Here is a 13811-nt window from a genome sequence, read left to right on the forward strand (position 1 = left end):
CCGTGCGGTGTTCAATTACGTGGTCGGGGTCTTGATGCGAGCAGCCAGGTCGCTGAACAGCGTGCTGATGTTGCCACCCAGCAGGGTCACGGCGGTGATGATGACGCCGGCGATCAGCGATGCGATCAGTGCGTATTCGATGGCGGTAACGCCGTCTTCTTCTTTGATCAGGTTTTTGATGAAGTTCATGGTGGATCCTTTCAAGGGTCGGTAATCAAGGGTTAGCAGGTTGGCTTTTATGCGCTCGTCCATGCAGCCATTGCCGCGATGAAGCAGACAACTGCGAGCAGAACCGAGAGAACGACGTACGACATGGCCGGATTGCTGCTGCTTTCATACTGCTGTTCCGGGTTGTCTTCGCTGTCGTGCACCGTTCACTCCTGTTTGCTTGCCGTCGTACCGCATGTCACGATACGCAGCGCATGGATTGAATCTTACCGACCGGCAATTTTATTGCCATCCGTCAAAACTACCTTTTTGAAAGGTACGTTGCGCCAAGGCAATCCAGTACATTTGTCCTGGGTCGCTCGCCGGCGCATCGCGACAGAGACAGAAAAGGGGTTGCCTCAGGATAGGCCGTGCTTGATGGCGTAGACGTACAACTCGAGGCGGTTGGCCACGTCCAGCTTCTGGTAGATGGTGGTGAGGTGATTGCGCAGCGTGCGTTCGGAGATGAATGCGCGCTCGGCCAGGTCCTTGTTGAGGGCACCCTTGCCCTGCACGATCATGCCGATGACGTCGCGCTCGCGCGCCGTCAGCGTGCCGATGCGTTCGGCCTCCGGATCGGCTTTCGGCGCCGGCGCGACCAGCTGGCCCAGCAGCGCCTGCATCAGCGACTGGTCCAGCCACAGCTCGCCGCCGTGCACCTTGCGCACGGCCAGCAGCACATCGTCGGTCGGCGCTTCCTTGCTGACCACGCCGCGCGCACCGGCTTTCACGGCGGCGGCCAGCGTGCCCTGGTCGCGGTTCGCGCTCAGGATCACGACGCGCGTGCTGCCGTTGGCCACCAGCGCCGGCAAAAAGTCGATGGAACTGCTGCCTTTCAGGTCGAGGTCGAGCAGCACGATGTCCGGGCGCAGCGCGGCGCACAGGGCCGTGGCCTCGGCGCCATCGCTGGCGCTGCCCACCAGTGTGAACGACGGGCCTTCGGCCTGGATCAGGCGCTCGAGACCCCACAGCATGGTCTTGTGGTCATCCACGAGCAGGATGCGGATGGTCATGGTTTCTCCATTACGTTATGCCGGTGCTAGACCGGGATGCGGATGCGCAGCAGCGTCTGGCGCCCATCCGCTTCGACGCCCAGCGTACCGCCCACCGCCGCTACGCGCTCGGCGATCGAGCGCGGCACGAAGGGTTTCGGCGCCGGGGCGCCATCGGACACCGGGTTGAAGATATCGATCGCCAGCTGGCCGGCGTCGTCCTCGATCACGACGCCGGCCGTGCGCGCCCGCGTGTGCTTGCAGATATTGCTGATGCCTTCGCTGACGATCTGGAATACCTCCGCCGCCATGCGGTCATTGGCCACCCCCTCACCCTGCACCTCGAGCATCACGTCCAAGCCATAGAAGGTCTGGACCTGGCGCAACCGGCGGCGCAGCGCCACCAGCAGTTCGGGCTCCTCTTGACGCCCGCTGCGAAAGCGCTGGGCGAAGTCGCGCATGTCGCCGATCACGTCCGAGCACATGGCCAGCAGGCGGTCGAGTTCGGGCGCCACCGCGCTGTCTTCGCCGGCGCTGGTGCGGATCGCCGCCACGGCGTGACGCAGGCCAATATACGGCTGGATCGTGCTGTCGTGCAGGTCGCGCGCGATGGTCTGGCGTTCGCGGAATGCCGCTTCGGACGCCAGCCGGTCGAGCAGATCGATCGTTTCGATGACGGGAAACGCCTGCTGCACGATGTGCTTCAGGAACGTGGCGTCACTACGCCGCAGGCGGCTGCCGGTCACGAAGATGCGCCCACTGCCCTTGCGCAGCGGCAGCGACGCGCTGACGAAACCGTCGGCGTCGAGCAGGTCGGCCACGTGGCTGCAGGCATCCATGTCCGCCTTGCACCACTCTTTTTCACCGGTAGCCAGCCGCACCGCGCACACGCCGCCCGGTAGCAGGCGTAACAGCCCGGCGCCGGGACCGGGGCTGCGGTACAGGGTCGCGCCCGATGCCAGCGCCAACAACGGCTGCACGTCCGCGGCGTCCGGGCGGCTGCGGCTGATCGGGCGTCCCACCCTTGGATGGTGGGCCGTGTTGAGGATCCAGCGCTGGTGGCTGTCCTGCATCAGCAAGGTGCAGGTGCTGGCGCCGTAGTAGCGCAGGATCTTGTCCATCAGCGAATCGAGCGTGTGCTGCACGCCGAAGCGCGGGTTGGACAGCCGGCTGACGTCGCGCAGCAGCGCCAGCCGGCGGCGCTGGTCGACGGACAGGCCGCCCCAGAACGCGATCATGTAGCCCAGCGCCAGCAGGAACGTCGCGCGCAGCAGCAGGATGTGAAACGACTGGAGGCCCTGCACCAGCATGACCGACAGGCTCACGATGCCCACCGCGCCCAGCGTCAGCTTGGCGCCGGCATCGAACCCATGGCGAAACGACGTGGCCAGGATCGCGAACAGAAAGAACGAAAAGAACGGACTGGTGCCCCCGCCGGTGACAAGAACGATCAGCCCGTACCAGATGATGTCGATCCAGTAGACGTTGGGACCGTGCCAGAAACCGGCCCGGTAGCTCGCGATGACGAGCAGTGTCAGGCTGTGCAGCACGTAGCCGCCGAGCACGGGCCAGGTCCACGGGCTGGAGGCGACCACGCCGCCAGGGCCGATGTACAGCGTCAGCAGCGCCGACACCGACAGCAGCACGCGCATGCCGAACACCATCCAGGCTTCTGCTTCAGGCGCAGCAGCCGATGGCGCGGCGGCGCCGGGCGTGCGCCGCACGGCGGCGATCAAACGATGCATATCCGGGTACCAACTCATGTTGTTGCGCGCCGACAAACGCGTTGACTCCTCGCTAAAACGGTTACAGAGGGTGATTATTGCCCTGTAGAATCCCTGAAGTTTATCGCATACGACGACCGAACCCCCTCACAGTTGCCCGAATATGTTGTTTAAAAGACCCCACCGTCAATCTGGCACCACACTCGTCGAGATGGCCATCATCGCGCCCGTGCTCATGCTGGTCCTCGTTGGGATTATCGAAATGAGCATGATGTTCTTCGCCACGCTGACCATGCAATACGCGGTGCGTGAAGGCGCGCGCTTTGCCATTACCGGCCGCGCGAACGAAGGCGGGACCAGCACCGGGCAGCGCTACGCCACCGTCATCGCGAAAATCCGCGACAACTCGCTGGGCATGTACGAGCGCACGAACTGCGTCGTGTCGGTCAACGGCAAGCGCTATGCAAGCACCAGCTACAGCAACGCCATGTTCGGCGGCGCGGGCGAGATGGTGGTGCTGCAACTCAATTGCGCGTGGCCGGTGACGACGCCACTGCTTTCGGCATTCTTTACTGGCGGCCAGAACAGTTTTGCCGTCGGCGCCACCATGCGAAACGAGTATTTCTGATGCTGCCCATGCCATTCGCTGCGGTCCGCCCGGCCCGCCGCCAGCGTGGCGTTGCCGCGGTCGAGCTTGCCCTGCTGCTGCCGATGCTCGTGGTCCTGCTGCTGTGCGCCATCGACGCCGCACGTGCGTTGCAAGCCAATATCATCATCACCAATATCGCGCGTGAAGGCGCGAACATTCTGTCGCGCAGCGGGGTGGATCTGGACGACAGCAGCCAGGATACGATCAATGCACTGATGGCCAGCGCACCGCCGCTGAACGTCAACCAGCTGGGGATGATGTACATCACCCGCGTCATGGGCGAGGTCACCAATGGCGTCTCGCGCAGTGTCGTGCTGGACCAGTACCGCTGGGACGATGCCAAGCGCCTGCAAGGGTTTCGCCGGAGTGGCTACGCGCCCAAGAGCAAGGTGTATGCCTGCAGCGCCTGGAGCAGCACCGGCAAATGCTCGAGCGTCAACAGCGCCACGCGCCCGGTCACGTCGGTCATGACCGGCAAGCTCGACCCTGGCGAAGTCGTCTTCGTGGTCGAGACGTTCTATCGCTTCGACATGCTGGTCAGCGGTTTCACCACCGGCAACAACACCCTGCCCACGTTCGGGCCCGACCTGTATTCCATGAGTGTATTCTGAGATGAATCCGAATCTGTACCGTCAGCGCGGTGCGGTCGCCATCATGGTGGCCGTGTCGATGTTCGTGCTGCTTGCCGTCGTTGGCCTGTGTGTCGATGCCGGGCTGGCGTACCTGGTCAAGGCACGTCTGAATGCGGCGGTGGATTCGGCGGCGCTGGCCGGCGCGCGCGCGGTCACAACGGGCAACAACCAGACGGAGCAGATTGCCAGCGCGCGCGGGGCCGCGGCCGATTTCTTCGCCGCCAATATCCCGAACAATTACCTGTTGTCGTCGCCCCGCATCATCAGCACCAATGTGACCTTCAACGGCGGCCAGGCGACCATCGATGTCAAGGCAGAGGCGCCAATGCCGGTGTCGATCATGCAGATCATGAATTTCACGACGCTGAACCCGGTGGCGGCGGCGCAGACGATCCGCAATGACCTGGATATGGCGCTGGTGGTGGATACGTCCGGGTCGCTTTCTGGATCAGCAGCGACCGTGCGAACATCGGCGAAAAATTTCCTCAATAAGTTCAACGTCACGCAAGACCGCGTCGCATTGATTCACTTCGCATCCGGCGTGGAAACGGATAAAGCGATCAATACGTCCACCCGTGGCTTCGACCGAACATCGATGAATAGCAAGATCAATTCATACGTCTTCAAGGGTGGCACGTCGTCGTTTGAAGGCATGTGGAAGGCGCGCGAGCAACTCAACTCGGTGCCACTGAGCAGCCGGTCAACGATGCGTGTGATTGTCTTTTTCTCGGATGGCGCGCCAACGTCGTTTGGATCCTATCTGACATTCAATACGCCTACAGACTGCACACGTGCAGGTTCCGTTGATCGTATCTTGAAAGATGGCGGGCTGGGCAATTTGGAAAGCAGCGATCTCGATTTTGTAAGCGAAGGCTGCAAAACCTGGCGCATGGTGAACAACCAACCACAGCCGGCAGTACGGCGGTTACCGGACTGGTACAACGCGCGCCCCGAATCCGTGCGCGAGTTTCCGATCGTGACTACGGCACCTCGCGTCGTGACGGCCGATATCAGCACCCCGCAGCTTTTTGAAGGCAATGTTTTGCGTGCTTCACGCAATCTCGCCGAAAGTATCGCTGCCAAAACCCGAAGCGAAGGTGTCTACGTTTTTACCCTTGGCTTTGGTCCCGGGTTGAAAGAAGCATTTACATCTGATACGAGTACCAACGGCGAGATGATCTTGAAGTGCATGGCCAACACGGTCGATTCGCTCAAGCGTTGTCAAAAGCCCGACCAGCCGGTCGGCATGTACTGCTACGCCGCAACGGATGCCGACTTGACGCCCTGCTTCTCACGGCTGGCCTCGGCAATCTTGCGCATCACCAAATAAAAACAGGTTGATCCGGGAGTAACGCGGCCATGCGCTAGAATCGCCCTCTTCGGTGCCGTGCGCACCAGCACTTGTAAGGTGGATTCACGTGTTTGCCGTTCTTGCCCTCGATATGGGGGCCACCATGAAAACGCTGGTGCTCACGCTCGACCTGGTGGGCACCTTTGTGTTTGCGCTGTCCGGCGCCACCGCCGGCGTGCGTCGCCACCTCGATCTGTTCGGTGTGCTCGTGCTGTCGTTCGTGGCCGCCACCTCGGGCGGGATCGTGCGCGACCTCTTGATCGGCGCCACGCCGCCCGCTGCTTTTTCGGACTGGCGCTATCTCGGCGTGTCGCTGCTGGCGGGCGTGACGATCTTCTTCTGGCATCCGTTCATCCACCGCGCGCGCAATCCGGTGCTGTTGTTCGACGGCGCGGGCCTGGCGCTGTTTTGCGTGGCGGGCGCGCAAAAGGCGCTCGTGTTCGGGCTGGAGCCCGTGATGGCCGCACTGCTGGGCATGTTGACAGGCATCGGCGGTGGCGTCGCGCGCGATGTGCTGCTGTCGAACGTCCCGGCCGTGTTCCGATCGGATATCTACGCCGTCGCGGCCCTGGCCGGCGCATCGGTGGTGGTGATCGGCGACGCGCTGCAATGGCCGACCACGCCAACGGCCTGCGTTGGCGCCGCGCTGTGCTTCGGCCTGCGCCTGGCCGCGATCCGCTATGGCTGGCACCTGCCGACGGCGCGCGGGATCGAGCCGCCAGACGCCAGTGACCATCATCGCGACGGCCGCTGAACGCAAGCCGGCAAAGGCATGCACTACAATGGGGGCCAGCCACGCCCCCCATTGAATTGACATGAGCGCCACCGAACTGCCCTACCGTGCCACCCTGCTTGAAGCCTGCACCTGGCTCGAACAACAGAGCGCATCGCCCTGGACCCTGGCGCGCCTGCTCGAACATGCCGTCACGCCGTATGTCTGGCTCGATTACGACCCGGCCCACGCCGGGTTGTTTGGCGACGCCAACGGCGGTTACGCAGCGCCGATCTTCTTCCAGGACGACATCGCGCGCCTGATCGCCGGCAGCGACGACGTGCTCATGACGATGACCAAGGACGCCTACAAGATCGTCGCGCACCTGCCGGCGCCGGGCTTCAGGCGTCCGCTCGATGCGCTGCGGTTCCAGAAGAAGGACCTGACGCAACTGGTGGCCAGGCTGGAACGCGAGGCCCTGGCCGCAGCGGCGGCAGCGGCCGCGCCGCCACCGGAACCGAAGGCCCCGACCGAATCGGCCTTCGGCATCAACAAGGCGCAGGTGCTGGAAGCCTTTGCCGCGAATGCGCGCATCGATCTGGGCGCGGCGCTCGACAACGCCATCGGCATCTTTGGCGACGATGGCGCGCGCGTGAAGGCAAGCGTGCGCAAATCGAAACGCAACGCGGTGTGGAACCCGGTGACGCTGGCGCTTGGCCTGCATGATCTCCACCGCGTGCCACTGGGGCCGTTACGACGCGCGTTCAAGACCCTTGATTTCCTGCTCGACTGGGAAGAGGACTGGGAACAGTCGCTGCGCCTGCTGGGCAAATAGGCCGGGTCAGCGCGCGAGCAGGCGGCGCAGCTGCGCCGCCTGGTATGCGCCGAAGGTATCGCTGAACAGGCAGCGGATCAGCGGATCGTCGACCACGTCGACGTCGAGCAGGTCACGTTCGGCATCGGCGTCGAAGCAGCCATCGTTGATGCGCATGTACATCGTGGTCAGCGACTCGCCCTGTTCGAGTGCCCCATACAGCCTGGCGGCCGGGATTTCCGTTGTCCAGCCGAGCGGGCCGGCCTCGGTCACGGGCGTGGCCACGTCGCCATCGAGCAGATAATCGAACACGCGCGCCTGGCCCAGATGGTCGTAGACCGACAGCCGCCAGTAGCGCGGGCCATCGAAGTAATCCGACGCTGCTTCGACCTCGGCGTATTTGGCGACCAGACCCGCACGGCAGTAGTCCAGCACCCGCGCCATCTGGGGATCGCTCAAGGCCGCAAAATGCCGTGCGATCGACGCTGTCGATGGCGGCGCCGCATTGCCTTCATAAACGTAATCGACATCCTGCGGGCCCACGGGCTGAAGCCACACCAAGGGCGGCGCCGGCTGCAGCGCCGCGCCTTTCATCCGCACGGACTTGCCGGGATCGAGCCGAACGATCGATGCCGCCGGCAGCGCCGCGCCGACCTCGCGCGTGAACTGCGCATAGGTGATCGGGAAGAATGCGCGGTTGTACCATGACCACGGCTCCTGCACGAACTGGCATGAACTGGGCACCACGTAGCGCGGTTGCAGCGCCTGCAACTGCGCGATCCATTCGGCCGGCAGTTCAGGCGGCGCCGCCACGGCGCGCGATGGACTGAGCACCTCGATTTCGCGCATCGTCTGAAACGGCCACAGCACCATGTCCCATGGCCCCAGTTCGACCAATTGCCCCAGCGTGTCGTCGTCGATCCACGAGTCGACGACATTGAGCACGTTCTGCCCGGCCGCCTGCACCTGGAACATCGAGTCGACATCGACGTCCATCGCCTCGCGCGGGGTGACGGTGAACGGGCCGACCGTGACCGGCGCGTTCAGGCGGAGCAGGTGCACGTGCGTGAAGCCGAGCTGGCGCACCATCTCGCACAATGCGTCGAAGATGCAGTAGATGTACAGGGGCGTGGCGCGATCAAGCAGATCGAGGCTGTCGAGCGAGCAGTGATCATCATGGAAGTGCGAGATGAAGACGGCGTCGAAACGCTGGCGGCGGATCGCCGCGATATCGAAGCACACGTCCGGGAACGCATGGCAGTTGCGGCTGAACGGGTTCTCGAAGATCGTATCGAACGCGATCGTCGCGCCCGCACAATCGAATACGTAACCCGCATGCAGGATGCGCGAAATGGTCAAGCCTGGCGTCGTCATTGGTCCCCCTTGGAGGCGGCATTTTACAGGCCGCGCTCCGGAACGGTTCTTGTTGTCACCAGACCGAACGGCTACACTGCACCACCCCAGCGTTTCGAAAGTAGCAGATGTTCATGAGCCGCCCCATTGCCCGCGCCATCCTTGCCGTGTGCGCGTTGCTGGTCACCGCATGGGGCGCACTCGCGCTGTGGTTCCAGCTGCCGCAGCCGGGCGCCTATGCCGCGGTCGCGCTCTGGTCGCTCTCCGGCCTGGCTGCCATCGTCGCCATCGCGCGCGGTCTGGCCAAGTGGCCGGGTGCCAGGGCGCTGGTCACCGGCGCCGTGGCGCTGGCCGTACTGCTGGGGTGGTGGTTGTCGCTGGCACCATCGCACGAGCGCGTGTGGGCCGACGACGTGTCGCGCATGCTCGTCTCGCGCATCGACGGTGATCGCCTGGTGCTCGAGAACGTGCGCAACTTCGACTGGCGCACCGAGACCGACTACACGCCGCGCTGGGAGACACGGGACTACGACCTCTCAGGCATCGTGTCGGCCGACCTGATCCTGTCCTACTGGATGGGCCCGCACATCGCCCACACGCTGGTGACATTCGGCTTCAAGGATGGCAAACAGCTGGTGTTCTCGCTCGAGATCCGCAAGGAGCGCCACGAGACCTTTTCGGCGATCGGCGGCTTCTTTCGCCAGTTCGAACAGGTGATTATTGCCTCGGACGAGCGCGACCTGATCCGCACGCGCAGCAATGCGCGCGGCGAGCAGGTCTACCTGTACCGCCTGCGCGCCACGCCCGGGCAGCTGCGCGCCGTGCTGCTCACCTACCTGGAGCGCGCCGACGCCTTGCGCCGCCAGCCCGAGTTCTACAACACGCTCACCAGCAACTGCACGACGATCCTGTACGAACTGGCGCACCGCATCGCGCCCGACCTGCCGCTCGACTACCGGCTGCTGGCATCGGGCCACTTCGCCGAATATGCGTACGACCAGAACGCCTTGACGCCGGGCGTGCCGTACGCAGCGCTGCAGCAGCGCGGCCACATCAATGCGAGAGCGCGCCAGTCCGATATCGACGGCAGCGATTTTTCGCGCGCGATCCGCGTCGGCGTACCCGGCATTCGCTGAGAGCCAGCGCGCCGGTTCTCGCAAAAGTTGCCGTAAGTCAAATCAAGCCCGGGGGCTTCCACTAGTATCGGCCATGGTCGAACGCGACAAGGGAGACAGCCATGACTGCGCGCTACAAGCGATTGAACAACCCGGTGAAAGGCAGCATCGCGGTCGAGATGGCGCTGATCCTTCCGCTGTTCCTGATCCTGCTGGCCGGGCCGCTCTACATGGCGCGCGCCGCATGGTTTTACAGCGTGGGGCAGAAAGCGGCGCACGATGCGACGCGCTATATGGCGACCGCGACGCAGGCCGAACTGCGCACCGGCGGCGGTGGCTTCAACGAAGCGCGCGTCCCCGCGATCGCGCGCTGGATTGCCCAACAGGAACTGGGCGAAATCGTGCCGTTTACCGATAGCATTGTCATCACGATCCTATGTGACGGCGACGGTTGCAGTGCGCTGACACCGAACAAGGTTCGTGCCGGTATTAAAATCACCTTGCACGATCATCTACTCGGCGGCCTGACGATGGACTACCTGGGGTCTGCCGATATGACGATGAACAGCGACGTCACGATGCGCTATGTCGATCAGTGACCAAGCTTGTCCCACGCGCCGGTGCCGGCAAGATGCACCACACGGCGCCAAACAGACCGGCTCGATCAGCGTGATGTTCGTTGCCGCCTTGACCATCATCCTCGGTTTTCTCGCGCTGGCCATCGATCTGGCCCTTCTGGTGCACCGCAAAGTCGAACTTCAGAATGTGGCGGATACCGTTGCATTGGCAGCAGCGCACGAACTCAAAGGCACCCCGGCCGGCATCGCGGGGGCGCTGCAACAGGCCTCGAGCCGCTTTACCGGGGATGCCGACCGGCTTACCTATGCCTACGGCAAGGCCACGATGACCTGGTCCGACGCCGCCATCGCATTTGGCAGCAGCCCGGGCGGCCCATGGCGCTCGGCAGGTGAGGCCATGACAAACCCGGACGACCTGCTGTACGTGCAAATCGATACTGCGGGGCTCGACAACGAGTATGGTCGCGTCGCGACCCTGTTCCTCTCGACATTTACAGACACGCTTGACGCCTTCACCAGTGCCCGCGCCATCGCCGGCCGCTCTGCCATCAAGGTCACCCCCCTTGGCATCTGCGCCATGCGTGAGGAGTCACACCGCAACCACGAGGGTGAACTGGAAGAATTTGGCTTTCGCCGCGGCGTGGGCTACAACCTGCTGGACCTGAACCTGCCCGGCGCCGATGCTGGCCAGACCTTCATCGTCAATCCGGTTGCGCGGGCCACGCCCATCACCGACATAGCGACGCTGGCGCCATTTGTTTGTACCGGTACGATGGCCATGTCGCGGCTGTCCGGTGGCACGGTCAAGGTGTCGGCGTCGTTCCCGATCGACCAGCTCTGGCAGCAACTCAATTCGCGCTTCGGCATCTACGGGACAACGACCACCGCGTGCGATCCCCGCACGGCGCCCGCCGACGTCAATATCAAGGAGTTCACCGCCAACGGCGGCGTCCCCTGGATGGGCGCAACGCCGGCGCAGCAGTCGGCTGCGCTGCTGGAGACACCCGCGCGCCGCTGGACGGTTGCCGGCCCCGATACGGCGCCCACTGGCACCCTGGCCGTGCAATTCGGTCCGCTCTGGTCGTACGCAAAGGCGGTCCCTTATGCATCGTATGTCAGTGCGGGCTCGCCGGAGCCGGTAGCCGGCTATCCGACGTATGGCGTCACCGCGTGGGGCACCCTGTACACGCCAGGTCAGCCGACCACGTCGGCCAGCACGCCTTATCCTGCCAGCGCGCAGACGCCGACGCCCTATTCGTACACGTCCGGTACCCAATTTTACAAAGGGCCACCGGCGAGTAACAAGAGTCTGCCCAACCGCCGCGTCCTGCACCTGCCGCTGCTCGCCTGCCCAGTCAGTGGCAGCGAAGCCATCGTGCTTGGGATCGGCAGATTCTTCATGACCGTTCCCGCCAAGAACAACGCCTTGTACGGCGAGTTTGCCGGCCTGGCGACCGAGCAGTCCCTGGGCACCCGCATCGTTCTATACCCCTGATGGATGGATGGACCATGACGCGTCAAACGCCAACGCGGCAACGTGGTGTCGCCGCAGTCGAATTTGCGGTGGTTGCCGTGATTTTTTTCATGCTCTTTTTCGGCATCGTCGACATCCTCCGGGCGCTCTATATCTGCAATATCCTGCAGGAAGTGACGCGGCGCGCAACCGCCCTGGCCGTCAACACCGACTTCTCCGATGCCGCCGCGATGGAACGCGTGCGCAGGCAAGCGGTGTTTCGCACCACCCCCGGCATGCTGGTCTTTGCCGAGCCGATCTCCGACGCGCACGTCAAGATCGATTACCTGCACATTCCAGCCACGGCCAATCCCGTCTCGCTGGGGGCAACCTTGCCGGCAAGTCCGCAGCAAAACCGGATCAACTGCACGTCCAATCCCAATGCGGCGAACTGCATCCAGCTGGTCAGGGTAAGAATCTGCCTGCCCGGGGGCGCCAGCGATGTCTGTGACCCCGTGCCGTACCAGAGCATCACGTCGTTCGTCCCTTTTTCGTTCGCCTTGCCCACCGCCACCACCATCGCCCGGGCAGAAACCCTGGGCATGCCGCCTGGCGTGCCAGGCACGGCGGGCGGCGGATAGCGCTTAGAGGATGTCGGCCGATGTGGCATCCGCCGCACGGGAAATCGCGACCTTCGCGATGCGGCGATCCTCCACTGCGACGACTTCATAGCGCCAGCCATCAAGTTCGACGCTCTGGCCAGGGACGGGCATCGACTCGAAACGCGCCAGCAGGAAGCCGGCCAGCGACGTGTAGTCATCGTCCCCCACGAGTGCATCGGTCTCGAGCACCTGTTCCAGCTGGTGCAGATCGGCCGCGCCATCGGCTTCCCAGACATCCGGGCCTTGCGGCCGGATCGCCAGTTGCTCGTCCTCGTCCGGGAATTCGCCGGCGATTGCCTCCAGGATGTCCACGGGTGTGAGCAGACCCTGGACGATCCCGAATTCGTCCGTCACCAGCACCAGCTGGCCGTGCGCGCGCTTGAGGGTATCCATCGCGCCCAGCACGCCGGCCGTGTCGGGCAGCAGGATGGGCGTGCGCACGACGCCGGCGTCAGGCGATACGTCGATCTGCCCGTGCAGCATCAGTGCACTGACCAGGTCCTTGGTGCGCGCAATGCCCACCAACTGGTCCAGCTGGCCGCGACCGACCGGCATGCCACTGTGCGGCGACGCCTGCAACTGGCGCAGGATCGTGTCGGCCGCGTCGTCCAGGTTGACCCACGTGAGTTCCGAGCGCGGCGTCATGATCGAGCGGATCGAGCGGTCAGCCAGCGCCAGCACACCGCTGACCATATTGCGTTCTTCCACGCCGAATGCGTCAGGCTCGGCGACCGGTTCATCCTGCGGTTCAGCATCGGCATCCACGTGTGCACGCTTCTTGCCACCCATCAGGCGCAGCACCGAATCAGCGGTGCGATCGCGCAGCGGGACGCGCGCTTCCTGCTTGAGGAAGTTACGGCGCGCGAACTGGTTCAGCGCCTCGATCAGGATCGAGAAACCGATGGCAGCGTACAGATAGCCTTTCGGGATATGAAAGCCCAGACCTTCGGCAACCAGCGACAGGCCGATCATCAACAGGAAGCTCAGGCACAGCACGACGACGGTCGGATGCGCATTGACGAAGCGCGTCAGCGGCTTGGAAGCCAGGATCATGACGCCGATCGAGATGATCACCGCAGCCATCATCACGTACAGGTTATCGACCATGCCGACGGCGGTGATGACCGCATCGAGCGAGAACACGGCGTCGAGCACGACGATCTGCGCGACCACGGCGCCGAAGCCCGCATACACCCGCGACTGGGTCTGTATGTGCGTGACGCCTTCCATGCGCTCATGCAGTTCGACGGTGGCCTTGAACAGCAGGAACACGCCACCCAGCAGCAGGATCAGATCGCGGCCGGAAAATGCCATCGACCCGAGCGAAAACAGCGGCGCCGTCAGCGTGACGAGCCATGACACGATGGTGAGCAGGCCAAGGCGCATCAACATCGCCAGTGTGAGGCCGATCAGGCGCGCCTTGTCGCGCTGGTGCGGCGGCAGTTTGTCCGCCAGGATGGCGATGAAAATCAGGTTATCAATGCCCAGGACGATTTCCAGGACAACGAGTGTGAGCAGACCCGCCCAGATGGTGGGGTCGAAGAGCCATTCCATGGTAGTACCTTTTGT

Annotated in this window: 15 protein-coding genes; 9 read left to right on the top strand and 6 right to left on the bottom strand. The window is 63.8% G+C overall.

Annotated features, from left to right (window positions below; all coding sequences use genetic code 11):
* Positions 1–15: 15 nt before the first annotated feature.
* From RCH14_RS15105 to RCH14_RS15120, 4 genes are all read right to left on the bottom strand, one after another.
* A complete protein-coding gene (locus tag RCH14_RS15105) occupies positions 16–189 on the bottom strand; it encodes a Flp family type IVb pilin (RefSeq protein ID WP_332531684.1) in 174 nt (57 codons plus the stop codon).
* Positions 190–236: 47 nt separating this feature from the next.
* A complete protein-coding gene (locus RCH14_RS15110; RefSeq protein ID WP_258834374.1) occupies positions 237–371 on the bottom strand; it encodes a hypothetical protein in 135 nt (44 codons plus the stop codon).
* Positions 372–566: 195 nt separating this feature from the next.
* Entirely contained in the window at positions 567–1220 is a 654-nt protein-coding gene (locus RCH14_RS15115) for a response regulator transcription factor (protein WP_343026918.1), read from the bottom strand.
* A gap of 26 nt (positions 1221–1246) precedes the next feature.
* Entirely contained in the window at positions 1247–2944 is a 1698-nt protein-coding gene (locus RCH14_RS15120) for a histidine kinase (protein ID WP_343026919.1), read from the bottom strand.
* 142 nt (positions 2945–3086) lie between these two features.
* Between RCH14_RS15120 and RCH14_RS15125 the strand changes: the two genes are divergently transcribed.
* The 5 genes from RCH14_RS15125 (at position 3087) to RCH14_RS15145 (ending at position 7102) form a co-directional block, all read left to right on the top strand.
* Positions 3087–3551 carry a TadE/TadG family type IV pilus assembly protein gene (locus tag RCH14_RS15125; protein ID WP_343026920.1) on the top strand — a complete coding sequence of 155 codons (465 nt, stop codon included), beginning with the start codon at positions 3087–3089 and terminating at the stop codon, positions 3549–3551.
* Entirely contained in the window at positions 3551–4183 is a 633-nt protein-coding gene (locus RCH14_RS15130; protein WP_343026921.1) for a TadE/TadG family type IV pilus assembly protein, read from the top strand. The genes RCH14_RS15125 and RCH14_RS15130 overlap by 1 nt, the downstream gene beginning before the upstream one ends.
* 1 nt (position 4184) lies before the next feature.
* Positions 4185–5534, top strand: a complete 1350-nt coding sequence (locus tag RCH14_RS15135; RefSeq protein ID WP_343026922.1) for a TadE/TadG family type IV pilus assembly protein — start codon at positions 4185–4187, stop codon at positions 5532–5534.
* 88 nt (positions 5535–5622) lie between these two features.
* Positions 5623–6309: a trimeric intracellular cation channel family protein gene (locus RCH14_RS15140; RefSeq protein WP_343026923.1), complete on the top strand. Its 687-nt coding sequence runs from the start codon at positions 5623–5625 to the stop codon at positions 6307–6309.
* Between the two features lie 61 nt (positions 6310–6370).
* Complete coding sequence (locus RCH14_RS15145) at positions 6371–7102, top strand: hypothetical protein (RefSeq protein WP_343026924.1); 732 nt, start codon at positions 6371–6373, stop codon at positions 7100–7102.
* A 6-nt stretch (positions 7103–7108) separates the two neighbouring features.
* Here RCH14_RS15145 and RCH14_RS15150 read toward each other — a convergent pair whose 3' ends face one another.
* A complete protein-coding gene (locus RCH14_RS15150; RefSeq protein WP_343026925.1) occupies positions 7109–8455 on the bottom strand; it encodes an MBL fold metallo-hydrolase in 1347 nt (448 codons plus the stop codon).
* Between the two features lie 107 nt (positions 8456–8562).
* Between RCH14_RS15150 and RCH14_RS15155 the strand changes: the two genes are divergently transcribed.
* The 4 genes from RCH14_RS15155 to RCH14_RS15170 all read left to right on the top strand — a co-directional run bounded on the left by RCH14_RS15155 (position 8563) and on the right by RCH14_RS15170 (position 12221).
* Entirely contained in the window at positions 8563–9570 is a 1008-nt protein-coding gene (locus tag RCH14_RS15155) for a DUF4105 domain-containing protein (RefSeq protein ID WP_407070082.1), read from the top strand.
* A 101-nt stretch (positions 9571–9671) separates the two neighbouring features.
* Entirely contained in the window at positions 9672–10148 is a 477-nt protein-coding gene (locus RCH14_RS15160) for a TadE/TadG family type IV pilus assembly protein (protein WP_343026927.1), read from the top strand.
* Positions 10135–11622, top strand: a complete 1488-nt coding sequence (locus tag RCH14_RS15165; protein ID WP_343026928.1) for a pilus assembly protein TadG-related protein — start codon at positions 10135–10137, stop codon at positions 11620–11622. Before RCH14_RS15160 ends, RCH14_RS15165 begins: the two co-directional genes overlap by 14 nt.
* Before the next feature lie 14 nt (positions 11623–11636).
* The gene (locus RCH14_RS15170; protein WP_343026929.1) at positions 11637–12221 is read left to right on the top strand and encodes a TadE/TadG family type IV pilus assembly protein; all 585 of its coding nucleotides are present in this window, start codon (positions 11637–11639) and stop codon (positions 12219–12221) included.
* Positions 12222–12224: 3 nt separating this feature from the next.
* Here RCH14_RS15170 and RCH14_RS15175 read toward each other — a convergent pair whose 3' ends face one another.
* Positions 12225–13796, bottom strand: coding sequence for a TerC family protein (locus tag RCH14_RS15175; RefSeq protein WP_343026930.1), 1572 nt, complete (start codon positions 13794–13796; stop codon positions 12225–12227).
* Positions 13797–13811: the final 15 nt, after the last annotated feature.

It is taken from the genome of Massilia sp. MP_M2, from assembly GCF_039123635.1.
GTDB lineage: Bacteria > Pseudomonadota > Gammaproteobacteria > Burkholderiales > Burkholderiaceae_D > Telluria.

What these genes read in the sequence shown, in the direction of transcription:
- RCH14_RS15135 (WP_343026922.1), top strand. Translation starts at nt 4,185, where the DNA reads ATGAATCCGAATCTGTACCGTCAGCGCGGTGCGGTCGCCATCATGGTG.
- RCH14_RS15105 (WP_332531684.1), bottom strand. Translation starts at nt 189, where the DNA reads ATGAACTTCATCAAAAACCTGATCAAAGAAGAAGACGGCGTTACCGCC.
- RCH14_RS15130 (WP_343026921.1), top strand. Translation starts at nt 3,551, where the DNA reads ATGCTGCCCATGCCATTCGCTGCGGTCCGCCCGGCCCGCCGCCAGCGT.
- RCH14_RS15170 (WP_343026929.1), top strand. Translation starts at nt 11,637, where the DNA reads ATGACGCGTCAAACGCCAACGCGGCAACGTGGTGTCGCCGCAGTCGAA.
- RCH14_RS15125 (WP_343026920.1), top strand. Translation starts at nt 3,087, where the DNA reads ATGTTGTTTAAAAGACCCCACCGTCAATCTGGCACCACACTCGTCGAG.
- RCH14_RS15150 (WP_343026925.1), bottom strand. Translation starts at nt 8,455, where the DNA reads ATGACGACGCCAGGCTTGACCATTTCGCGCATCCTGCATGCGGGTTAC.
- RCH14_RS15175 (WP_343026930.1), bottom strand. Translation starts at nt 13,796, where the DNA reads ATGGAATGGCTCTTCGACCCCACCATCTGGGCGGGTCTGCTCACACTC.
- RCH14_RS15160 (WP_343026927.1), top strand. Translation starts at nt 9,672, where the DNA reads ATGACTGCGCGCTACAAGCGATTGAACAACCCGGTGAAAGGCAGCATC.
- RCH14_RS15145 (WP_343026924.1), top strand. Translation starts at nt 6,371, where the DNA reads ATGAGCGCCACCGAACTGCCCTACCGTGCCACCCTGCTTGAAGCCTGC.
- RCH14_RS15120 (WP_343026919.1), bottom strand. Translation starts at nt 2,944, where the DNA reads ATGCATCGTTTGATCGCCGCCGTGCGGCGCACGCCCGGCGCCGCCGCG.
- RCH14_RS15165 (WP_343026928.1), top strand. Translation starts at nt 10,135, where the DNA reads ATGTCGATCAGTGACCAAGCTTGTCCCACGCGCCGGTGCCGGCAAGAT.
- RCH14_RS15155 (WP_407070082.1), top strand. Translation starts at nt 8,563, where the DNA reads ATGTTCATGAGCCGCCCCATTGCCCGCGCCATCCTTGCCGTGTGCGCG.
- RCH14_RS15115 (WP_343026918.1), bottom strand. Translation starts at nt 1,220, where the DNA reads ATGACCATCCGCATCCTGCTCGTGGATGACCACAAGACCATGCTGTGG.